Genomic DNA, 18,999 nt, shown 5'->3' on the forward strand with positions numbered 1-18,999 from the left:
GCTACGGCCTGCTGCCCCTCCAGCCACTGCATCACCGCAGATCACAGCGTTAAGGACAACTGCAGACCCAGGCGGCTGACGAAGCGACACCCAAGGGGGTCACCCGCATGCCCCGCCTCAACCCCATGTCCTGCGGGTGTGGGCAGGTCGCGCCTTGAGGCCACTTCTCGCGGCATCGGAGACCCTGACACTCCCGGAGCGTTGATTGCTAGACTTTGAAAGTCTAGTCTCGACGGAATATATCGTGACCGGCCCCCGATGGAGGAAGCGTGAGAGCCACCGGCAGCACGGCACGCGTTGGCCGCCTGGTCTGGATGGACACGGACCTGTGGAAGCGGCGGGTGAAGCAGCGCGCCGAGGGCAACGGCCTGGCCCGAGCCCGCTCGCGGGTCCTCGAGGCACTCCTGGCCGCGTACGCCGAAGGGTCGCTCGGCGCGCCCGTGCCGGCCGGCAGCACGTTCGGCACGGTGGAGCGGGGCGGGTGCCGCGTCTACCTCGATGACAGCGTGTGCGAGAGGGCAGAGGCCAGGTGGAAGATTCAGGAGCAGGCCCGTCGAGGAGGCGACCCCGGGTTCGGACTCCTGTGTGAGGTGCTGCTGAGGGAGTATGCCGAGGGGCGCGTCGAGTTGCGGATCACCGCGGCTCCCGCCGGGAGCGCTGGAAGCGTGGCGGCATGAGCGAAGCAGCAGCGGACGGGCACGAAGCCCTGATTCCGCAGCCCAATACCACGGCGGAGGAGTTGCGCGCGGCTGTGGTGCAGATCGCGCCCAACCAGGTGGCTGTGTTCGACGCCGAGCGGACGGCGGCGGTGGAGGCGGCCCGCAGCCAGGTCGACGCGGCCCCCATGCGCCGGTTCCTGAGGCGGTGGGCACTCGCGGTGGCGATCGAGCGCGTTCCTGCGCGGGCGGCACGACTGAGCGAGCTGGAGGCCCGCGCGGGGCAGGTGGAGAGTCTGGCCGAGGGACGTGCCATCGCCGCCGAGGTGGCGGCCATCCACGCGGAGGCAGCGGCCGAGGCCGGGATCGACGGGCGGACCGCCGGGTGACCGAAGACGCCGGACAGGGATGGCGCTGGGAGTACGAGCCCGACTACGAGCACGTGGCGAAGGGGCTGTCCGAACGCGTGGTCGGGGAGGTGGAGCGGCTTGCCGGGCAGCTGGTGGACCTGGCCGAGATGGGCATCGACATCACGGCCATCGGAGACGGTCCGAGGCCGGGAGCCGCAGGCGGTGTGCGGCGCCTGCCGGTCCTGGACGACGGGTTCATGCTGGTCCTGCCGCTCCCCCGGCTGCTCCTTGTCGCCGTCACATACGTCTGCCCCCCGTTCGCCGACTTGTAGGTTCTTTCGCGTACGCGAGGACGGCAGGCCCTGGCGGGCGGAGCCGTACGGACGATCTACCCACTCGCTACACGGATCTTCGCGTGGTTCGCTCTGCTGCTGTACCGGTCCCCTGCGGCTCAGAACGCCGAAATACTCGTTCCCCGCCATGAGGCCGCCGTGCCGACAAGTGCCCACTCCGAAACGCAACTACGTACGATCTGCCCTTGGCAGGCTGCCCCGGGTGAAACGACTCGAGCCGCCGCCTGCTGGAAGGCGGACTCCGCAAGGGTGAGGAGCGGCTGGTGGTGGTCGCGGGCAGCGGACTGACGGCATCCAGTGCGCCGCGGAGATCGCCGAACGGCGCCCGGAGCTGAACGTTGTGCTGGTGGACCGGAACGAGCCTCGCTCAGCGCGCGGCTGGCCGGACGGCTACCCGAGGCGGAGGTCGTCGCGGTGGACATGGACCCGCTGCGGCTGGAACTCGACCGCACCCGCCACGCCGACGCGGCCCGGTACGTCGAGACGGTCATCCGCGCGGCTGGATGGATCGACGCACTGGGCCTGGACCGGCCGCCGCACGCCGTCGTCTCCACGACGGCGCCGCACTGCCTCGCCGAGGACTCCCTGCGGGGTACCTACCACCAGCTCGCGGACCCCCTCCACGAAGGCCACGACCACCAGCACCGGGAGGGCTGCGGCCATGTCGCGGTCCCGCACGGCGACCATGTGGACTACGTCCACGACGGACACCGCCACGCCCAGCACCAGGACCACTGGGACGACCACTGACAGCTTCCGCCCGCGTGCCGGTCACAGCCGTGACGGCCCCGGCACATTGCCCCGCGACCCCTGCGATGTCACCGTGCGGCCCCGGCGGGGCCGCACGGTGAGGAACGTCGCGAGGTAGACGGCGGTGGCGGTGGCCAGGATGGCGAAGCTGGGCGGCAGTCGCGGCGCGGCGTAGCTCAGCCCCAGCCCGGCCCACATCTCGGCCACCGCCAGCCCGGCCGACAAGGCCAGGGCGTGGTATGGGCGGGCGGTCAGCCGGTGGGCGGCTCCGGCGGGGGCAGCGAGCAGGCCGAGCAACAGCAGGGAGCCGACCGCCTGGGTGGCTTGGGCGGCGCAGGCCCCCACCAGAACCAGGAACGCCAGGCCCAGCGCCCGCACGGGCACACCGCGCGCCGCGGCCACCGCCTCGTCGACCGAGGCGAACAGCAGCGGCCGGGCGAGCAGCGCCACCAACGCGCAGATCCCGGCGGCCACCAGCGCCGCCACTCCCGCCTGGCCCGCCGACAGGCCGAAGATCGAGCCGAACAACACGCTCACCCCCGCGGTGCCATGAGCGGCGCCGCGGGTGCTGTAAAGGGTGAGGAAGAAGGCGCCCAGGCCCAGGATCCAGGCGAAGACGCTGCCGATGGCCACGTCGTCGGAGCGGCCCCGTTTCCCGAGCGCGCCGATCAGCACGGCGAACACCACGGTCGCGGCGAACAGTCCCAGCCGCAGGTCGTAGCCGAGCGCGAGCGCCGCCAGCCCTCCGGTGAACGCCACGTGGCCGAGCGCGTCCCCGGTGAACACCTGCGCGCGAAGCACCAGGAAGTACCCCACCAGACCCGCCGCCGCGGCGATCCCCGTTCCGGCCAGCAGCGCATGCGTGAAGTACGGGTGGTCGAACGCGGTGAACACGCTCATACCGCACCCCCGGAGAGGCGGGCGGACGCCGGGGCACGCCGGGCGAGGACCTGTGTGAGGACGCGCGTGAGCCGGGCCAAAGCGTAGGCGCCCAAGGCGAAGGTGGTCACGAAGAACCCGATCGGGTACGGCGAGTAATACGCGGCGATCAGCCCGGTCCACGTCACAATGAGCCCCACCAGCACCGAGACGGCCAGTCCCGTGGCGGGCCGGGCGGTGAGTTGCTGGGCGGTGGCGGCGGGCATCACCAACAGGGCGAAGACCAGCAGGGTGCCGGTGATCTGACTGGTCGCCGCGGTTGCTGTACCGAGCAGGACGAGGAACACCACGGACAGGACGCGTACCGGAACCCCGCGTACGGCGGCGACAGCGGGATCGACCGAGGCGAACAGCAGCGGCCGTGCGATCACCGCCAGGGTGGCCAGTGTCGCGGCCGCCACTGCCGCCAGGACGGTCACCTGAGTGGTGGTGATGCCGAGGAAGCTGCCGAACAGCAGGGAGTTGATCCCGCCGAGGAAGCCCTTGTACAGCGCGACGAAGAGGAATCCGCAGGCCAGCCCGAACGCCTGGACCGTCCCGGTCAGGGCCGCTTCCTGGCCGCTGCCGCCCTGCCCGGCTCGCGGGATGGCTGCGATGACCAGGGCGGCGCCGACGCAGAAGGCGAAGTATCCGACGACCGGGGCGATGCCCAGCAGGGTGGCGCAGGCCGCGCCCGGGAAGCTGACCTGGGCGAGCGTATGGCCGGCGAAGCTCTGCCGGCGCAGCACCATGTACCAGCCGATGACACCCGCGAGGACGGCGACGACAGTGCCGGCCCGGAAGGCGTTGACCATGAACGGGAAGGCCCACATCGCCCGCAGCTCGGTCACCGGGTTCCAGGACCAGACCGGGTTGGCGTCAGTCAAGCTCAGGGTGGTGACCATGGCCTCCCCCTTCCCCTGTGCCGTGCCCGCCTCCGACGACCACCAGCCGCCCGTCGCCCGCGCGCAGCACCTCCACCGGCGCGCCGTAGAGCCGCGAGAGCGTCTGTGTGGTGATGACCTGCTGTGGCGGGCCTGCGGCAGCGCCGCCCTCGGCGAGGTACAGCACCCGGTCCAGCCAGGGAAGGATCGGGTTGACGTCGTGCGCGACCATCACCACGCTGACCCCCTCCGCACGGCAGATTAGCCCGAGGCGCGCGGCCACCGCACCCTGGTGGGACAGGTCCAGGCTGTCCAACGGCTCGTCCAGCAGCAGTTCGGGCCCGCGGACGAGCGCCTGGGCGATCAGCAGCCGCTGCTGCTGACCCCCGGAACAATCCCCGAGCGGCCGATGGGCGTACGCACTCGCCCCGACCAGGTCGATGACCTCGGCGATACGGTCCCGAGCCGCCCGGCGCCGCGCGCTGAACCGCGAGGGCAGGGGCAGCGGAACGCCCCAGCGGTCACCGTCCAGGCCCATGCGCACCACATCGATGCCGCGGATCCGCAGGGACGGATCGACGTTGCGGCGCTGCGGCAGATAGCCGATCCGGTGCCCGGTCCGGCCGGGGGCCTCACCCAGCACCCGCGCCTCACCCGCGGCGGTCGGCAGGATCCCGAGTATCACCTTGAGCAGAGTGGACTTGCCGACACCGTTCGGGCCGAGAACGGCCGTGAACTCTCCCGCTCCGACCCCCAGATCCACGCCGGACCACAGGGTACGCCCGCCGACCCGTACGGCCGCGCCGCGCAGGGACACGACGCACTCACCGCCTTCGCGGCGTCCGACAGTGGTGGCTTGCGGCGGTACGCGGTACCGCACCGCCTCCCGTATCCGGGCCATCGTTCCCACCGTCCTTACTTCTTGCCCGTCGCCTCGGCCAGGGCCTTCTGGATGCCCTTCAGCTGGCGGACCTGCCAGTCCTGGAACGAGGCACCCGCCGGGGTGGGGGTCTCGGTGACCGCGGCCACCGGGATACCGGCCGCCTTGGCCTCCTTGACCTGGGCTCGCACATCCGGGGTGGAGTTCTGGCTGTTGTAGACGTAGATCTTGATCTTCTTGTTCTTGATCTGCTGATCGATGGCGGTCTTGTCCTTCGCGGTGGGGTCGGTGCCCTCGCTGATGGCGTCGAGGAACGACTCGGGGGTGGCCATCTTCAGGCCCAGGCCCTGGGCGAGTGGCGCGACGATGGACTCGGAAGCGCCGACGGACGTGCCCGCGTAAGTGGACTTGATGCCGGACACCAACCGGCTGTAGGGGGCCAGACTGGTGTCCAGATAGGTCTTCTTCCGCGCGTCGTAGAAGGCGGCGTGGTCCGGGTCGATCTTCTTGTAGTCGGCGGTGATCTTCTCGATCACCTTGTGGACGTCAGCCGGGGCATACCAGCGGTGGGGGTTGCCACCCGGCTTGACGCCGACCAGGTCACCGATCTTCAGCTCGGTGCGGTCGCCGCCCGGGTTGGCGGAGAGCAGCTTGTCGGCCCACGCGTCGTAGCCGATACCGTTGACGATCGTGTACCGGGCGGTGGCGGCGGCGCGACCGTCGGCGGCGGTCGGCTCGTAGTCGTGCGGGTCGGCGGCAGGGTTGTCGATGATGCTCGTGACGTGTACGTGGCTGCCGCCCAGCTGCTGCGCGATGCTGCCCCAGAAATTTTCCGCGGCCACGATCTGGATCACCTTGCCGGACGCCGCCTTGCCTGAGGCGGAGCCATCGGACGTGTCCGAGGAAGCGGTGGAACAGGCGCTGGTGCCGGCGAGCACGGCTACGGCGGCGGCACACCCGGCGAGGGCGCGGGGACGTATGCGGTGGGCTATGGCCGATCTCATGGCAGGGGACTCCTCAAGGGCGGAACGAACGCCACGAGGCTAGATGAAAATGATTTCCAGAACCACTTTGCCGCCACCCGAGGTGGGAATCATTGCCAGAACTTGACCCCGCCCCGCCACACAGGCAACGGCACTCCGAACCCATCCCCCCTTCTTCAGCGGCGACTTGACAGCGAAGCCACGATCCGGGAAGTCTTCAGAGCTCGCACATGACATTCATATTCACCTGGAGGTGATGCGCAGCCATGCGTACCGCGTTCGTCGGCAAGGGCGGAAGTGGCAAGACCACGCTGTCCGCCCTCTTCGCCCGGCATCTGGCACGCTCCAACGCGCCCGTCGTCGCCATCGATGCCGACATCAACCAGCATCTGGGGGCGGCGCTGGGGCTGGAGGAGGACGAACTGCGCGAGGTCGTCCCGCTCAGCACTCGCCTCGGCGGGATCAAGGAGTATCTGCGCGGCGACAATCCCCGTATCGCCTCCGCCGACGCCATGGTCAAGACCACTCCCCCGGGACGTGGCTCCCGCCTGCTGCGGCCGCTGGGACCCGACCCGGTGCACGCCCGCCACGTCCGGGACGTCGCGGGAGTCCGGCTGATGACCACCGGCGTGTTCACCGAGGAGGACCTCGGTGTCGCGTGCTACCACTCCAAGCTCGGCGCCGTCGAGCTGTATCTGAACCACCTCGTGGACGGCCCCGGCGAGTACGTCGTGGTCGACATGACCGCCGGCGCGGACTCCTTCGCCTCCGGGCTGTTCACCCGGTTCGACATGACCTTTCTGGTGGCCGAGCCCACGCGCAAGGGGGTGTCCGTCTACCGCCAGTACAAGGACCACGCCGCCGAGTTCGGCGTGCCGCTCGCCGTGGTCGGCAACAAGGTGACCGGCGAGGACGACCGGCTCTTCCTCAAAGAGCACATCGGCGACGACCTGCTGGCCTGCTTCGGCCACTCCGACTGGGTCCGCGCCCGCGAGCAGGGCCGCCACACGGGGGAACTGGAACCCGAGCACCGCCTGGCGCTGGAGGAGTTGCGCCGCGCGGTGGACGGCCGCACCAAGGACTGGGAGACCTTCCAGAGGCAAGCGGTCGAGTTCCATCTGCGCAACGCCCGCGCCTGGGCCGACCGCGCCACCGGCCAGGACCTGAGCACCCAGGTCGACCCCGACTTCCAGCACGGACCGGCTGCCCTGTCCGAGACACTCATCGCCGCCCCCACGGCATCGAGCTGAACACCCCCGCCCATCCACATCCGCAACCCAGCCGTTAGGACACCGCATCCCATGTCACTGAACGTCGCACCGGAGCTCCTCGCCCAGGCCGAACAGGGCGAGATCCAGGAGCGGGACTTCGTCGCCACCGTCCGCGAGTCGCTTCCGTACGCCTACAACCTCATCGCCGGTCTGGCGGACAAGCTCCGCGACGGTGACGCCGAGTTCGCCGACAACCAGACCCCGCCACCGTCGGAGGCCGAACGCGGACAGCTGCTACGGGCCCTGGCCAGCAACGCCATCCGCGGCAGCCTCGAACGTCACTTCGGCATCACCCTGGCCTTCATGAACTGCCACCGGGTGGCCGCGTTTCGGCCCGGGACCGAAAGTGGCACCATCTATGCGAAGTTCACCTCCACGCGCTCCCAGATCCTCAACCAGTCACCCGAGTTCCGCGACTGCTAAGCCGCGCGGCGTGCTTGAGCCCCAGGCCGCCGGCCTGGGGCTCAAGTACGCCGCCGCCGCTTCAGCGACCGTCCGGGGTGACCACCACATCGTGGTACGGGTCCTTGGGCGCGGGAACGCGTTCGACGGTGGAGACGTCGGGGGCCGGGCTGGCGTCGTCGGTGCCCAGCTTTCCGGTGGGGTGCCAGGTGCCGGTGACCGTCACCCAGGTGTCGGCGGGTGGAGCGGCGGGCCCGTGCACCCGCGCCTTGCGCACTTGCGCAGCCGCCGCCGGGGCCACCCCGCGCCGCATCAGACTGCCGGCCACCGGAACCGAAGCGCACTCACACCCCGGCGGCACCACCCCGGCGGCACCGGCCACCGGTACGGCGAGCGCCGGGTTGCGCGGAAGCACCCGGGTGAACACCCACGCCGGTACGAACGCGCTGATGGCGGCCGACACCACCGTGCCCAGCAGCAGAAACGGCACGCCCTGGACGACGATCGCGGTGAACACCGCGCGCCACGCCGCCACTGCACGGTCGTCCAGCGCGGCGGTGATGGTCGGCCCCAGCATGATCGCGACGACGCCGAGCACTACCACCGGAAGCCCAGCGATCAGCGCGTGAATGGCGACGCGCGCCGCCGTGCGCACTCCACCGGCCTCATCGGCCCCGTCCACTCCGTCGGGGCGCCGCGACAGCGTCCGGCCGCTGCCGCCGCTCACATGCTGCGGCGCTATATCGACATCACTGTCCATTCGTGTCTCCATACGGCTTTCGTCACGGCGGCGTCCGGGCGCACCTTAGCGGCGGCGGATGGAAGGCAGACACACCATCACGCATGAAGGGGCGTTCACATGGACATGGATTTCATTTTCACCTATCTTATATATACCGCTTCCCGCCGAGCGCCAGTGAGGTGATCCGCCGTGAGCAACCGCAGGACCCGGCAGCGAACCGCCGTCCTGCGCGTCCTCACCGGCTGCCAGGACTTCGTCTCCGCGCAGGAATTGCACGCACTGCTGACCGCGGCCCACGTTCCGATCGGGCTGACCACGGTCTACCGGGCCCTGAGGGATCTGGAGGCTGCGGGTGGCGTCGACGTCGTACGCGACGGGGCGGGAGAGCGGCTCTACCGCCCGCGGCCCGCCGACGGACACCGTCACTACCTGATCTGCCGCTGCTGCGGCCGCAGTCGTCCGGTGGACTCCGAGATCGTGGAGCAGTGGGCCGACCGGGTCGGAGCGGACACCGGATTCGCCGCGGTGGAGCACACCGTCGAACTCACCGGCATCTGCGGCGACTGTCAACCCGCCACCGACGAAGGAGAACCGCCGCCATGCCACTGGGAGCCCGTCCGGGGCCGAGCCCACAGCTGCGCCGGCTGAGGCAGTCCGTACGGCGCCTGCTCGGACTCGACGAGGACACAGCCGTCGTCATCCGGCAACTCGCCTGCGCCGTACCTGGCTGCCCACCCCTGGAGACGGTCATCGCCGTCCTTCCCATGACCGGCCGGGCCCGCCGCTGGACCCTGCACACCACCGCCGAAGAGATCACCGAGGACGACCTGCGGGCCGCCTTGCTCGCCCATGACCCGAAGGAGTCCGAATGACCAACCAAACGTCCGACGAGCCCCGCGACCAGCGCGTCCGCGTCACCGTACTGACCGGCTTCTTCGGCTCCGGCAAGACGACCCTGCTCAACCGCATCCGCCTGGTCCTCCACAGCGGCGTGGGCGGACAACGAGCGGGTGGCGATCGCCACCGGACGCCACGCCCTCGTCCTCACCCCGGACGGCGAGGAACGGTGGGCCACCGAGCCCGCTGCCAGCACCGTCACCGACCTCGCCTGGCTGCGCCAGGGGCGGCGGCTGGCCGTCGCCGCCTACGGGGCCGTGCGCTGCCACGAACGGCACACCCCCAAGCCGGTGATGACCTACCCCTACATCGGCTCGCACCTCGCGCTCGCCGTCGCCCCCACCGGACGGTGGATCTGCAGCGGCAACCAGGACGCCTCCATCCACATCTGGCGCACCCGCGACGGCGGCGAACTCACCATGTCCGGCTACCCGGAGAAGGTCTCCCGCCTCGCCTTCGACGACACCGGCTTCTGGCTCGCCGCCGACGGCGCCCCCGACGTGACTGTCTGGGACTTCTCCGGCAAGGGCCCCGCCGGCACCGCGCCCCGCTCCCTGCGCTGCCATGAGACCATCACCGCGCTGGCGTGGCGGACCGGCGGGGGCGGTCACCTCGCCAGCGGTGGCGCCGACGGCACGGTCGCGCTGTGGCGGGCCTCGGCGGGGCGGCCCGAATCCCGGCCCTCCCCCGCCCGCACCCTGGACGGCGATACGGCCGTCACCGCTCTGACCTGGGCCGGCCCCGAGCTGCTGATCTGTGCGTACTGGGACGGCCGGATACGGGTCCGCCGGCTGCCTTCCCGGACCGCACTGTGAGCCCGCGCGTGGCCACCGTGGGGGCCGCCCGCGACCGGCCGTGCACTCTGGTCGTCTGCCGTGGCTGCTGCTGTGGCAACCCACGCAAGCAACCCCATGTCGACCATCAGTGGCAACTCGACCGGCTACGCGCCGCTGTCGCCGACTCCGGTGGTCGGCTCGCCGTCCACACGACGGACTACCTCGGCCCGTGCGACCAGGCCAACGTCATCGTGGTTCAGCCCGCCGCAGCCGGGCGTGCGAAGGGCGGCCGGACGACCTGGATCGGTTGGGCCAACGACGACGACTGCATGGACGACCTCCTCCGTTGGGCGGCCGCCGGCGGTCCGGGCCTGGCCCAGCCGTCGGCCACGCTCGAGCTGCAGTTCATCCGCCCACCGGGAGAAGCCCGGACACGGGCCCGCGGCCGCGGACGCGGACGTGCACGCCGATGAGGCCAGGGGCGGTCGCGACATCCTCGCGACCGCCCGCCTCGACGACGTCACGGCAGCGTCCGTGGCCACTACGCTCCAGGCCCTGGCCACCCCGTCGCGGCTGTTGATCCTCACGGTCCTGCGGCAATCGCCCCACTCTGTCACCGAACTGGCCACCGAGGTCGGCATGGGGCAGTCCGCCGTATCCCATCAACTCCGTCTCCTGCGCACCCTCGGTCTGGTCACCGAGCGCCGCGACGGCCGCCGCATCGTCTATCGCCTCTATGACGACCACGTGGCCCAATTCCTCGACCAGGCCGTCCGCCACATCGAACACCTACGCCTCGGCATCCGCGACACACCCTGACATCCGACCCGCGCCGTACACGGCCACCACGCTGCCGTAGAGGCCGACGCCCGGAACGGGGCCCGACGGCACAACCGTCGGGCCCCGCTTCGGCGTGGAGAATGCGCCCTTGCCAGGCATATGAGGCCGTCAGTTGAGGTGGGCGGCTCCCGCTGGAGAAGGGACCGCACGCAGCCGGTCAGGAAGGGTGCCATCGTCCGGCATCCCCCTCCGTAGCCACGTGCTCAGCGCCTCGGCGTCGGCTACGGTGACGACTGGCCCCAGCCGCGCCACGGGTCCGCTGGGCCTGCGATCCACCGCACACGGCTGGACGGCAGCGTACAGCCCGTGGCGACGACGGCAGTCCAGGAGCTTGCCGAGACATCCGGTGGAAGCGAGGACCCCGTGCGAAGAGCCTTGGACAGCCTTGCGCATGCTCTCCATCACCTCATCGCCGTCGGATCCCCCACGACAGCTCCCGCAGATGACAAGAGTGAAGGGGCGGTTCGGGTGGTCGTCCGGGCCATGCGGCATAAGGCTCCTCCGTGGGCAACTGAGGCGAAGTCCGGTCGACGCAATCGGACAGCTAACGGGAGCCGTAGGGAAGCAGGGCCATCTCGCGCGCGTTCTTGATGGCGCGGGCGATCTGGCGCTGCTGCTGTCGTGTCACATGGGTCACCCGGCGGCTGCGTATCTTGCCGCGGTCGGAGATGAACTTTCGCAGGAGGTCGGTGTTCTTGTAGTCGACGTAGGTGACGCCGGCGGCGTCGAGCGGGTTGACGCGGGGGCGCTTGGCTCCCCGACGGTCGGTGATGGTGGTGCGGCGGGCCATGAGCGAGTCCTGTCCGTATGAGCGTGAGGCGCCGTCAGGCGACCGGGTCGAGCAGTTCGTCGAAGGCGTGCGGCAGCCGGCTCCAGGCCTCCGGCCCGGCCGCGTACTCGGCGTCGGTCAGCAGACACGAGTCGAGCAGCGCCAGCAGCCCGTCGCGGTCGAGACCGGGCGAGGTGAAGGTCAGGTGCTGACAGCGGTCGCCATGGTCGGGGTGCCAGTCCAGCGCGGCGGCCACCCGCCGCTCGGCCGGCACCATCTCCCAGGCCGCGTCCGGCAGCGCGGCCAGCCACGGCCCGGCCGACTCCACGCACAGCGCCCCGCCCGCCGCGTCCCACGACAGCAGGGTGTCCCCCCGGTCCGCCAGCCAGAAACGGCCTCGGCTGCGGGCCGCGGCACAGGTCAGATCCTCCAGCGCTTCGTAGAGCCGCCCCGGGTGGAAGGGCCGCTCGCGCCGCCAGACGAGCGTGGCCACGCCGTGCTCATCGCCCTCCTGCGGCAGCAGCGCGCACGCCGGATGCTGCCGGGCGGCCGCCGCCGCGATGTCGAAACCCTGAAGGAGCGCGGGCCCCAAGGCCCCCTCGCCCAGCCGCATCTTCCGTGCGCCCGGGGTCAGTTGGGTGAGCAACGCGTGGTCGCCATCGTCCGCGGGCTCCTCACATGTGGTGTCCTCGGCCACGGCGAGCACGGTGGGGTACTCCAACTGCCGGGCAAAGGTGTCCGCGATGGTGCGCCGGTCGGTCGGGGCCGCGGCGAGACCGACGTCGGCCAGGTCGTCGCCGTTGGCCAGGTACGGCACCACCAAGGCCGGATCGACCGCGGTGGCCACCCCGGTCAGCTCCAGCGGCGCGCCCTCGCCCGCGATGACGGCGGCCATGGCCTGGGGCTCGACCGAGTCCCACAGCTCCACGACGGCGAGCCGGTGCCCACCGCCCGTGGCCAGACGCAGCAGTTCGGGGACGATGTCCTCACGCAGCGCACAGCAGGCGCAGTCGTTCACCAGCGGCGCCTCGCCCTCGCCGAGCGGCCCGGAGGCGTCGCGCACGGTGCGGCGCACCGCGCGGTCGGTGGCGGCGGACAGATCGTGGTGCAGCGCCACCGAGCCGGGCACCGTGCGCAGGATCTCCTCGACGGCGGCGCGGCGGGCGTCGGCGTGCAGTCCGCCCACGACCGCCACGGCCAGCCGGTTCCCGTCCGCGGTCACCGGTCCCTCCGCATCCGTCCGTAGCGCCGCTCGAACCGCTCGACGCGGCCCGCGGTGTCCACCACGCGCTGGTTGCCGGTGTAGAAGGGGTGGCTGGCCGAGGAGATCTCGACGTCGATGACCGGATAGGTGTTGCCGTCCCGCCACTCGACCGTCTGGTCACTGGTGGCGGTGGAACGGGTGAGGAAGGCGAAGTCGGCGGCCCGGTCACGGAAGACGACGGGCCGGTACGCGGGGTGGATACCGGGCTTCATAGCGGTCAGCGCTCCTCACGGAAGTCGACATGGCGGCCGACGACCGGGTCGTACTTGCGCAGGGTCAGCCGGTCGGGGTCGTTCCGCCGGCTCTTGCGGGTCACATACGTGTAGCCGGTGCCCGCGGTGGACCTCAGCTTGATGATCGGGCGTAGTTCATTGCGTGCCATGAACCGCAGCATACACCGAAGTGGTTTTCATTTTCATCTAGCTGCTACGCTGCCGCGACATCCACACCACACGACCGAACGGAGAACCCATGTCCGCCCACTGCCAACTCACCGGCCGCCAGCCCGGCTTCGGGCACCACATCTCGCACTCCCACCGCCGCACCAAGCGCCGGTTCGACCCCAACGTCCAGCGCAAGCGCTACTGGCTGCCCAGCGAGGGCCGCCACATCCGGCTCACCCTCAGCACCAAGGCCGTCAAGACCGTCGACACCATCGGCATCGAGGCCGCCGTGGCCCGCATCCGCGCCCGGGGAGGAAAGGTCTGATGGCCAAGAAGAGCAAGATCGCCAAGAACGAGAAGCGGCGCCTTGTCGTGGCCCGCTACGCCAAGCGCCGCGCCGAGCTGAAGGCGGTCATCGCCGACCCTCGGACCTCGGCGGAGGAACGGCTCGACGCCCAGCGGGAGCTGCGCCGCCAGCCCCGCGACGCCAGCGCCACCCGCGTACGCAACCGCGACTCCATCGACGGCCGCCCCCGCGGCCATCTGCGCGCCTTCGGACTGTCCCGCATCCGGCTGCGCGAAATGGCCCACGCGGGCGAACTCCCCGGGGTGACCAAGAGCAGCTGGTAACCCTCGCCGGGCCACCGGACGCGGGCGGACGCCACATGCCACATTCCGGCCCGGAGCGTCCGCACCGCGGCCCCCGCCGCGCCCGCGTTCGCACTCGCGTCGACAGCCTGCCCGGCAAGCCAATTTGGTTTATCGTGTGCTACGGCCAAGGGCAGGTAAATTCCCGGCTCGCCGCCATCAGGAAGACTCCTGTGAACCTGCCCAAGGCGCTGCCCAACGCCGCGATATCCGTGGCTTCCTCGCTTCTGCTCACCGGCTGCTTCGCCTCCAGCGCGCCCTCGGCCGCCGAGGGCAAGCGCATCCGCGTCGCGATGACGCAGCCGCCGCGCTCCGGTCTGTCCCCGCTCAGCGACGATGCGTTCAAGCCGTCGCGCTGGAGCACCGCCGAGACCCTGGCCACCCTCGACAAGGACGGCGACGCGCAACCGGCCCTCGCCACAAAGTGGCGGCAGAGCGGAGAGAAGACCTGGACCTTCACCCTCCGTCAGGGCGTGGAATTCCACGACGGGACGGCACTCACCGCCCAGGCCGTCGCGTGGTCCTTGAACACCGCCGCCAAGGCCGCGCCCAAGCCGCGCATCCTGGACGGGGTCGCTATGACGGTGAAGGCGAGCGGTGGCAGCGCCGGCACCGTCACCACCGCTGACGCGGACCCGCTCGTCCCGCAGCGGCTGTCCTCTCCGCAGCTGTCGATCCTCGCCGCCAAGGCGTACCGGGGGAAGACGGTCAACCCGGTCAGCGCCGGCACCGGCGCCTTCGTCCTGAAGAGGGTAAACGGCACTACTTCGGCCACTCTCGATCAGAACCCGGACTACTGGGGCGGCAAGGCCAAGGCCGCTGGTATCGACGTCACCTTCGTGCCCGACGGCGCCGCCCGGGCCGCCGCCCTGCGCAGCGGCGAGGCCGACATCGTCGAAGCCGTACCCGTCTCCCAGGCGGCACTGCTGGACCAGGACCAGATCAGCGAAGTCCCCATGCCGCGTACCAACACCCTGTACCTCAACACCGAGCGAGGCCCGTTCCGCGACCCGGCGCTGCGCGCCGCCGCCCGCCGGGCCATGGACGCCAAGGCGCTGGTGAAGGGCGTCTACGAGGGCCGCGCCGATGTCGCGCGGGGGCTGCTGGGGCCGGCGTTGCCCTGGGCTGCCGAGGGGCGGGAGGGCCGTACGAAGACCGTCAAGGCCGATAACCCGGACGGCCGGTCCCTCACCATCGGGACCTTCACCGATCGCGCTGAACTGCCCGAGGTCGCCGCCGTGCTGCAGCAGCAGCTCAAGGACGCGGGCTTCAGGGTGAAGCTGGAGGTGCGCGAGTACGCCAACATCGAATCCGATGCCCTGGCGGGGAGGTTCGACGCCTTCGTCCTCTCCCGTGCGACGGTGCTGGACTCCGGTGACCCGGCCGCGTATCTGCACAGCGACTTCGCCGAGGACGGCTCCTTCAATATCGCCCAGCTCCGCGACGAAACGGTCGACAAGGCGGTGCGGAAGGCCGAGGCCACCGCGTCCGGCGATGCCCGGCGGGCGGCGATCCTCAACACCGACGCCGCGATCCCCATGCTGCACGAGCGGGTCATCCAGGGGGATGCGGTGGACGTCGTGGGCTCCGCCAAGGACCCGCGCGAGCGTGAGCTGGTCACCGTCGATACCTACGTCAAGTGAGCGCCGCTCTACGGGTCGGGCTGACCCGGGTGGCGGTGCTGGCCGCCGTCACCGCCGGCGTCGGGCTGCTGCCGTGGCTCTCCGGCCGGGACCCGGCGCTCACCGTGCTGCGCGCCCGGTCCGCCGAACAGGAGCCGACACACGAGGCGTTGGCGGATGTGCGGCGGGATCTCGGGCTGGACGCCGGGGCGCCGGCTCTGCTCGGCGACTGGGCGGGCGGGGTGGTGCGCGGCGACCTCGGACGGTCCTGGGTCTCCGGCACCGATGTACTGCCGTCGGTGCTTTCCGGGCTCGGCGTCTCCCTTGCGCTGATGGGCGCGTCACTGCTGGTGGCGCTGCTGATCGCCACCAGCCTGTGTGCTCCGGCGCTGGTACGGGGTGCGCGGGGCACCGCACGCGGCGGTGGTGGCGCGGTGGCCGCGATGCTGGCGGCCGTGCCCGAATTCCTGCTGGCGACCGTGCTGCTGATCGCGCTCGGGGTGTGGTGCGACTGGCTTCCGACCTCCGGGTGGCAGGGACCCGCGCACATGGTGCTGCCCGCTCTCGCCATGGGTGTCCCGGCGGGTGGCATCGTCGGACGGCTCCTCGACGACGCGCTGCCCGCCGCCTTCAGTGAGCGGTGGGCGGGGTTGTGGCGGGCCTCGGGTGTCACGGGGGGACGCATCGCCTGCGCGGCGCTGCGGAGGGCCATGCCCGCACTGGTGCCGCAGCTCGGTCTGGTGGCGGTCGGCCTCACGGGTGGCGCCGTCGCGGTCGAGACCGTCTTCGCCGTGCCGGGGCTGGGGCGCACCGCCCTCGGCGCCGCCAAGTCCCAGGACCTGCCGCTGCTTCAGGGCACCGTACTCTTCCTGCTCGCGCTCGGGCTGGCGGCGGGCGCGCTGGCCCATCTCGTCCGCGGTCGGCTGCTCGGGCCGGGGATGAAGGACGCGGCACTGTCCCTTCCCGCCCCCGCCGCGCCCCAGCCGACACGGCTGCGCCGGGCGGTGCCAGTGCTGTTCGCGGCCGTCCTGACGGCCGCCATCGGCTGGGGGCTGCTCGGCGATCCGTTCCGTCTGGACACAGCCGGGCGCCTGGCCGTGCCCTCGTTCGCCCATCCGCTCGGCACGGACGCACTGGGCCGCGACGTCCTGGCCCGGCTGGGACACGGCGCCGCCGCGACGGTCGGCGTGGCCATCGCCGTGTGCGTGGTCTCGTATCTCTTCGCCCTGGCCTTCGGCTTCCTGCCGAACGTCTCGACCGGCGCCGCCGATATCGCCAATGCCCTACCCCCGGTCGTCGTCGGCATCCTCGTCGCCGCCGTCCTCGGTCCCGGCACGGCGGGGGCATCGATCGCCGTCGCCCTCGTCTCCTGGCCGCCACTCGCCGCGCATGCGGCGGCGCTGGTGGTGGAGACGCGCGCGACGGCCTATCTGACCGCCCAACGGGCCATCGGCGCACGGCCTTTGTGGATCCTCACCCGGCACATCCTCCCCACGGTCGCCGGGCCGGTCGCCCGCCACGCGGTGCTGCGGCTGCCCGGCATCGCGCTCGCGCTGGCCTCGCTCGGCTTCCTGGGGCTCGGCGCCCAGCCGCCCGCACCCGAATGGGGCCTCATGCTCGACGAGTCACGGCTGTACGTGGAGCGGGCCCCCTGGGCCGCCCTCGCCCCCGCGCTGGCCCTCGCCCTGCTGGCCGGGCTGGCGGTCTCCCTCTCGACCGCCGGCCTGCGCACGCGCCGGAACACCGGCCCGTGAGGTCGCTGCCCGCCCCGCGTACGTATCCGATCCGCACCCTCCGCCTCAAAGGAGACATCCCATGCCCGAACCAGTCCTCTCCGTACGCGACCTTCGTGTGACCCTGAGGGACAGGGGCCACGTCATACCCGCCGTGTGGGGGTTGTCGTTCGAGGTGGACGAAGGCGAAGTCCTCGCGCTCATCGGGGAGTCGGGAGCCGGAAAATCCCTGACCGCGCGGGCGGTCCTCGGGATGCCGCCATCCGGGGCCCACGTCACCGGCAGCGTGCGGCTGCGCGGGCGCGAACTCATCGCGAAACCCCGCGCGGACGTGTGGGGCCGCCGGATGGCGTTCGTGCCGCAGGACGCGCTGACCGTGCTCAGCCCGGTGCACACGATCGGCGACCAGATCGCCGCAGCCGTGCGGTCCGTCGCGAAGACCTCCCGCAAGGAGGCCCGGTCCCGAGCCGTGGCGGCCCTGGACCGCGTGGGCATCGCGGACGCCGCGCGGCGGGCACGGGCGTATCCGCACGAGTTCTCGGGCGGGATGCGACAGCGTGCGGTGATCGCGATGGCGATGGTGAACGAGCCGGAGGTGATCATCGCCGACGAGCCGACGACCGCGCTGGACCCGGCGATCGAGGCCCAGATTCTGAACGTCCTGGCGACAGCACGCGAGGCCACCGGCGCGGCGCTGGTGCTGATCACCCATGACCTGCGGATCGTCGCACGGCACGCGGACCGGGTCCTGGTGATGTACGCGGGTCGGGCCGTGGAATCGGGCCCGGTGGAACCGGTGTTCCGCGCACCCCGAGCCCCGTACACCGCCGGCCTGATCGCCTCCCTTCCACCCATCGAGGCGGACATGGCGGACCGGTGGCTGCCATCGATCGACGGGGCACCGCCTTCGCCGACCGACCTTCCGCGCGGCTGCGCCTTCGCACCGCGCTGCCCGCTGGCCGGGCAAAAGTGCGACGGCCGTGAGCCCGCGCTGACCGAGGCCGGGGAGCCAGGGCAACTGGCCGCGTGCCACAGCTCGATGGATCTCCCCATACCGGCGACCGAACTCTTCTCACGGAAGGCGCCAGCATGACCGACCCACTGCTGAAGGTGACCGACCTCGTCGTCCGCTACGGCCGCCACACCGCCGTCGACAAGGTCTCCTTCGAGATCCACGCGGGCGAGACACTCGGCCTGGTCGGTGCGTCGGGCTGCGGCAAATCCTCCACCGCTCTGGCCACGCTGGCGCTACGCCGCCCGGAAGGTGGGAGCGTACGTTTCGAGGGACGGGAGCTCACCGGCCTGCCGGAGCGGGAGCTACGTCCGCTGCGGCCACGGTTCCAGCCGGTATTCCAGGACCCCTACGGCTCGCTCAGTCCACGCCTGAAGGTCCGCGACGCGATCGCCGAACCTCTACGTGTCCAAGGGAGGTCATCGGCACCCGGCCGGATCGAGGAGCTGATGGAGACGGTGGGCCTCGACGTCTCGCTGGGCGGCCGGCTGCCGCACGAACTATCCGGGGGGCAATGCCAGCGCGTCGGAATCGCGCGGGCGCTCGCGGGCGAGCCACGCCTGCTGGTCCTGGACGAGCCGGTCTCGGCACTCGACCCGTCGGTGCGCGCCGGGGTGCTGAACCTGCTCACTGCCCTCCAGGAGGACCGCGGGCTGGCGTATCTGTTCATCTGCCACGACCTCGCACTTGTACGCCACATCGCACATCGTGTCGCGGTCATGCGCCGGGGCCGGATCGTCGAGACCCGCCCCGCACGCGAGCTGAGCCTCACCGCGCTCGGCGGCCCTCCTGCCTAGCTTTGTCCCGCAGCGGGGGCGGCGGCGGCCCTCGCGCTCAGCCGCCCTCCTCATCTCCAGCCGGCGCCG

25 protein-coding genes and 2 pseudogenes are annotated in these 18,999 nt (G+C 71.3%); 18 read left to right on the top strand and 9 right to left on the bottom strand.

Going from position 1 to position 18,999, the window contains the following annotated elements; translation table 11 throughout:
* The first annotated feature begins 269 nt into the window (after positions 1–269).
* From ACMTAK_RS03050 to ACMTAK_RS03065, 4 genes are all read left to right on the top strand, one after another.
* Entirely contained in the window at positions 270–677 is a 408-nt protein-coding gene (locus ACMTAK_RS03050) for a hypothetical protein (protein ID WP_413804691.1), read from the top strand.
* Positions 674–1,045 (top strand): hypothetical protein, encoded by a 372-nt coding sequence (locus tag ACMTAK_RS03055; RefSeq protein ID WP_413804692.1) that lies wholly within the window; start codon positions 674–676, stop codon positions 1,043–1,045. Before ACMTAK_RS03050 ends, ACMTAK_RS03055 begins: the two co-directional genes overlap by 4 nt.
* Positions 1,042–1,338: a hypothetical protein gene (locus ACMTAK_RS03060; RefSeq protein ID WP_211831398.1), complete on the top strand. Its 297-nt coding sequence runs from the start codon at positions 1,042–1,044 to the stop codon at positions 1,336–1,338. Before ACMTAK_RS03055 ends, ACMTAK_RS03060 begins: the two co-directional genes overlap by 4 nt.
* A gap of 441 nt (positions 1,339–1,779) precedes the next feature.
* Positions 1,780–2,109 carry a hypothetical protein gene (locus tag ACMTAK_RS03065; protein WP_413812784.1) on the top strand — a complete coding sequence of 110 codons (330 nt, stop codon included), beginning with the start codon at positions 1,780–1,782 and terminating at the stop codon, positions 2,107–2,109.
* A 21-nt stretch (positions 2,110–2,130) separates the two neighbouring features.
* Here the strand turns inward: ACMTAK_RS03065 and ACMTAK_RS03070 are convergent, their stop codons facing one another.
* Genes ACMTAK_RS03070 through ACMTAK_RS03085 form a run of 4 tightly spaced genes read right to left on the bottom strand, consistent with a single transcriptional unit; the run spans position 2,131 to position 5,795 of the window.
* Positions 2,131–3,009 (bottom strand): metal ABC transporter permease, encoded by an 879-nt coding sequence (locus ACMTAK_RS03070; protein ID WP_413804693.1) that lies wholly within the window; start codon positions 3,007–3,009, stop codon positions 2,131–2,133.
* Complete coding sequence (locus tag ACMTAK_RS03075; RefSeq protein ID WP_413804694.1) at positions 3,006–3,932, bottom strand: metal ABC transporter permease; 927 nt, start codon at positions 3,930–3,932, stop codon at positions 3,006–3,008. The genes ACMTAK_RS03070 and ACMTAK_RS03075 overlap by 4 nt, the downstream gene beginning before the upstream one ends.
* Positions 3,907–4,812 carry a metal ABC transporter ATP-binding protein gene (locus tag ACMTAK_RS03080; protein ID WP_413812785.1) on the bottom strand — a complete coding sequence of 302 codons (906 nt, stop codon included), beginning with the start codon at positions 4,810–4,812 and terminating at the stop codon, positions 3,907–3,909. The genes ACMTAK_RS03075 and ACMTAK_RS03080 overlap by 26 nt, the downstream gene beginning before the upstream one ends.
* A 14-nt stretch (positions 4,813–4,826) precedes the next feature.
* Positions 4,827–5,795, bottom strand: a complete 969-nt coding sequence (locus tag ACMTAK_RS03085; RefSeq protein WP_413804695.1) for a metal ABC transporter solute-binding protein, Zn/Mn family — start codon at positions 5,793–5,795, stop codon at positions 4,827–4,829.
* A 245-nt stretch (positions 5,796–6,040) separates the two neighbouring features.
* On the opposite strand from ACMTAK_RS03085, the gene ACMTAK_RS03090 reads away from it, so the two are divergent.
* Complete coding sequence (locus tag ACMTAK_RS03090) at positions 6,041–7,024, top strand: ATP-binding protein (protein WP_413804696.1); 984 nt, start codon at positions 6,041–6,043, stop codon at positions 7,022–7,024.
* A 51-nt stretch (positions 7,025–7,075) separates the two neighbouring features.
* Positions 7,076–7,468 carry an SCO5389 family protein gene (locus ACMTAK_RS03095; protein ID WP_413804697.1) on the top strand — a complete coding sequence of 131 codons (393 nt, stop codon included), beginning with the start codon at positions 7,076–7,078 and terminating at the stop codon, positions 7,466–7,468.
* A gap of 262 nt (positions 7,469–7,730) precedes the next feature.
* Here the strand turns inward: ACMTAK_RS03095 and ACMTAK_RS03100 are convergent.
* Positions 7,731–8,207 (bottom strand): annotated as a pseudogene (locus ACMTAK_RS03100) (permease); the annotation flags it as partial.
* A gap of 171 nt (positions 8,208–8,378) precedes the next feature.
* Between ACMTAK_RS03100 and ACMTAK_RS03105 the strand changes: the two are divergent.
* The 6 genes and pseudogenes from ACMTAK_RS03105 to ACMTAK_RS03130 all read left to right on the top strand — a co-directional run bounded on the left by ACMTAK_RS03105 (position 8,379) and on the right by ACMTAK_RS03130 (position 10,681).
* Positions 8,379–8,837 carry a Fur family transcriptional regulator gene (locus ACMTAK_RS03105; RefSeq protein WP_413804698.1) on the top strand — a complete coding sequence of 153 codons (459 nt, stop codon included), beginning with the start codon at positions 8,379–8,381 and terminating at the stop codon, positions 8,835–8,837.
* Entirely contained in the window at positions 8,789–9,061 is a 273-nt protein-coding gene (locus tag ACMTAK_RS03110; protein ID WP_413804699.1) for a hypothetical protein, read from the top strand. Before ACMTAK_RS03105 ends, ACMTAK_RS03110 begins: the two co-directional genes overlap by 49 nt.
* Positions 9,058–9,135, top strand: a pseudogene (locus ACMTAK_RS03115) (hypothetical protein); the annotation flags it as partial. The gene ACMTAK_RS03110 and the pseudogene ACMTAK_RS03115, both read left to right, overlap by 4 nt.
* 64 nt (positions 9,136–9,199) lie before the next feature.
* Complete coding sequence (locus tag ACMTAK_RS03120; protein WP_413804700.1) at positions 9,200–9,901, top strand: WD40 repeat domain-containing protein; 702 nt, start codon at positions 9,200–9,202, stop codon at positions 9,899–9,901.
* Positions 9,898–10,335, top strand: coding sequence for a (2Fe-2S) ferredoxin domain-containing protein (locus ACMTAK_RS03125; protein WP_413804701.1), 438 nt, complete (start codon positions 9,898–9,900; stop codon positions 10,333–10,335). The genes ACMTAK_RS03120 and ACMTAK_RS03125 overlap by 4 nt, the downstream gene beginning before the upstream one ends.
* Positions 10,322–10,681, top strand: a complete 360-nt coding sequence (locus ACMTAK_RS03130) for an ArsR/SmtB family transcription factor (RefSeq protein ID WP_413804702.1) — start codon at positions 10,322–10,324, stop codon at positions 10,679–10,681. The genes ACMTAK_RS03125 and ACMTAK_RS03130 overlap by 14 nt, the downstream gene beginning before the upstream one ends.
* 565 nt (positions 10,682–11,246) lie before the next feature.
* Here ACMTAK_RS03130 and rpsR read toward each other — a convergent pair.
* The 4 genes from rpsR to rpmG are packed head-to-tail and all read right to left on the bottom strand — an operon-like array spanning position 11,247 to position 13,117.
* Complete coding sequence (rpsR, locus tag ACMTAK_RS03135; protein WP_413804703.1) at positions 11,247–11,492, bottom strand: 30S ribosomal protein S18; 246 nt, start codon at positions 11,490–11,492, stop codon at positions 11,247–11,249.
* 34 nt (positions 11,493–11,526) lie between these two features.
* Entirely contained in the window at positions 11,527–12,693 is a 1,167-nt protein-coding gene (locus ACMTAK_RS03140; RefSeq protein ID WP_413804704.1) for a GTP-binding protein, read from the bottom strand.
* Positions 12,690–12,947 (bottom strand): type B 50S ribosomal protein L31, encoded by a 258-nt coding sequence (locus ACMTAK_RS03145; protein WP_413804705.1) that lies wholly within the window; start codon positions 12,945–12,947, stop codon positions 12,690–12,692. The genes ACMTAK_RS03140 and ACMTAK_RS03145 overlap by 4 nt, the downstream gene beginning before the upstream one ends.
* A 5-nt stretch (positions 12,948–12,952) precedes the next feature.
* A complete protein-coding gene (gene rpmG, locus ACMTAK_RS03150) occupies positions 12,953–13,117 on the bottom strand; it encodes a 50S ribosomal protein L33 (RefSeq protein WP_037951410.1) in 165 nt (54 codons plus the stop codon).
* 89 nt (positions 13,118–13,206) lie between these two features.
* Here rpmG and rpmB point away from each other — a divergent pair, with 89 nt between their 5' ends.
* The 6 genes from rpmB to ACMTAK_RS03180 all read left to right on the top strand — a co-directional run bounded on the left by rpmB (position 13,207) and on the right by ACMTAK_RS03180 (position 18,930).
* Entirely contained in the window at positions 13,207–13,443 is a 237-nt protein-coding gene (rpmB, locus tag ACMTAK_RS03155) for a 50S ribosomal protein L28 (protein ID WP_413804706.1), read from the top strand.
* The gene (gene rpsN / locus ACMTAK_RS03160; protein WP_413804707.1) at positions 13,443–13,748 is read left to right on the top strand and encodes a 30S ribosomal protein S14; all 306 of its coding nucleotides are present in this window, start codon (positions 13,443–13,445) and stop codon (positions 13,746–13,748) included. The genes rpmB and rpsN overlap by 1 nt, the downstream gene beginning before the upstream one ends.
* A 191-nt stretch (positions 13,749–13,939) precedes the next feature.
* The gene (locus ACMTAK_RS03165; protein ID WP_413804708.1) at positions 13,940–15,409 is read left to right on the top strand and encodes an ABC transporter substrate-binding protein; all 1,470 of its coding nucleotides are present in this window, start codon (positions 13,940–13,942) and stop codon (positions 15,407–15,409) included.
* Positions 15,406–17,142: an ABC transporter permease subunit gene (locus ACMTAK_RS03170; RefSeq protein ID WP_413804709.1), complete on the top strand. Its 1,737-nt coding sequence runs from the start codon at positions 15,406–15,408 to the stop codon at positions 17,140–17,142. Before ACMTAK_RS03165 ends, ACMTAK_RS03170 begins: the two co-directional genes overlap by 4 nt.
* Positions 17,143–17,203: 61 nt before the next feature.
* Positions 17,204–18,214 (top strand): ABC transporter ATP-binding protein, encoded by a 1,011-nt coding sequence (locus ACMTAK_RS03175; RefSeq protein WP_413804710.1) that lies wholly within the window; start codon positions 17,204–17,206, stop codon positions 18,212–18,214.
* Entirely contained in the window at positions 18,211–18,930 is a 720-nt protein-coding gene (locus tag ACMTAK_RS03180; protein ID WP_413804711.1) for an ATP-binding cassette domain-containing protein, read from the top strand. Before ACMTAK_RS03175 ends, ACMTAK_RS03180 begins: the two co-directional genes overlap by 4 nt.
* Positions 18,931–18,999 lie beyond the last annotated feature (69 nt).

It is taken from the genome of Streptomyces lacaronensis, assembly GCF_047337785.1.
Classification (GTDB): Bacteria; Actinomycetota; Actinomycetes; order Streptomycetales; family Streptomycetaceae; genus Streptomyces; species Streptomyces lycopersici.

What these genes read in the sequence shown, in the direction of transcription:
- ACMTAK_RS03055 (WP_413804692.1), top strand. Translation starts at nt 674, where the DNA reads ATGAGCGAAGCAGCAGCGGACGGGCACGAAGCCCTGATTCCGCAGCCC.
- ACMTAK_RS03065 (WP_413812784.1), top strand. Translation starts at nt 1,780, where the DNA reads ATGGACCCGCTGCGGCTGGAACTCGACCGCACCCGCCACGCCGACGCG.
- ACMTAK_RS03070 (WP_413804693.1), bottom strand. Translation starts at nt 3,009, where the DNA reads ATGAGCGTGTTCACCGCGTTCGACCACCCGTACTTCACGCATGCGCTG.
- ACMTAK_RS03075 (WP_413804694.1), bottom strand. Translation starts at nt 3,932, where the DNA reads ATGGTCACCACCCTGAGCTTGACTGACGCCAACCCGGTCTGGTCCTGG.
- ACMTAK_RS03080 (WP_413812785.1), bottom strand. Translation starts at nt 4,812, where the DNA reads ATGGCCCGGATACGGGAGGCGGTGCGGTACCGCGTACCGCCGCAAGCC.
- ACMTAK_RS03085 (WP_413804695.1), bottom strand. Translation starts at nt 5,795, where the DNA reads ATGAGATCGGCCATAGCCCACCGCATACGTCCCCGCGCCCTCGCCGGG.
- ACMTAK_RS03090 (WP_413804696.1), top strand. Translation starts at nt 6,041, where the DNA reads ATGCGTACCGCGTTCGTCGGCAAGGGCGGAAGTGGCAAGACCACGCTG.
- ACMTAK_RS03095 (WP_413804697.1), top strand. Translation starts at nt 7,076, where the DNA reads ATGTCACTGAACGTCGCACCGGAGCTCCTCGCCCAGGCCGAACAGGGC.
- ACMTAK_RS03110 (WP_413804699.1), top strand. Translation starts at nt 8,789, where the DNA reads ATGCCACTGGGAGCCCGTCCGGGGCCGAGCCCACAGCTGCGCCGGCTG.
- rpsR (WP_413804703.1), bottom strand. Translation starts at nt 11,492, where the DNA reads ATGGCCCGCCGCACCACCATCACCGACCGTCGGGGAGCCAAGCGCCCC.
- ACMTAK_RS03145 (WP_413804705.1), bottom strand. Translation starts at nt 12,947, where the DNA reads ATGAAGCCCGGTATCCACCCCGCGTACCGGCCCGTCGTCTTCCGTGAC.
- rpmG (WP_037951410.1), bottom strand. Translation starts at nt 13,117, where the DNA reads ATGGCACGCAATGAACTACGCCCGATCATCAAGCTGAGGTCCACCGCG.
- rpmB (WP_413804706.1), top strand. Translation starts at nt 13,207, where the DNA reads ATGTCCGCCCACTGCCAACTCACCGGCCGCCAGCCCGGCTTCGGGCAC.
- rpsN (WP_413804707.1), top strand. Translation starts at nt 13,443, where the DNA reads ATGGCCAAGAAGAGCAAGATCGCCAAGAACGAGAAGCGGCGCCTTGTC.
- ACMTAK_RS03175 (WP_413804710.1), top strand. Translation starts at nt 17,204, where the DNA reads ATGCCCGAACCAGTCCTCTCCGTACGCGACCTTCGTGTGACCCTGAGG.
- ACMTAK_RS03180 (WP_413804711.1), top strand. Translation starts at nt 18,211, where the DNA reads ATGACCGACCCACTGCTGAAGGTGACCGACCTCGTCGTCCGCTACGGC.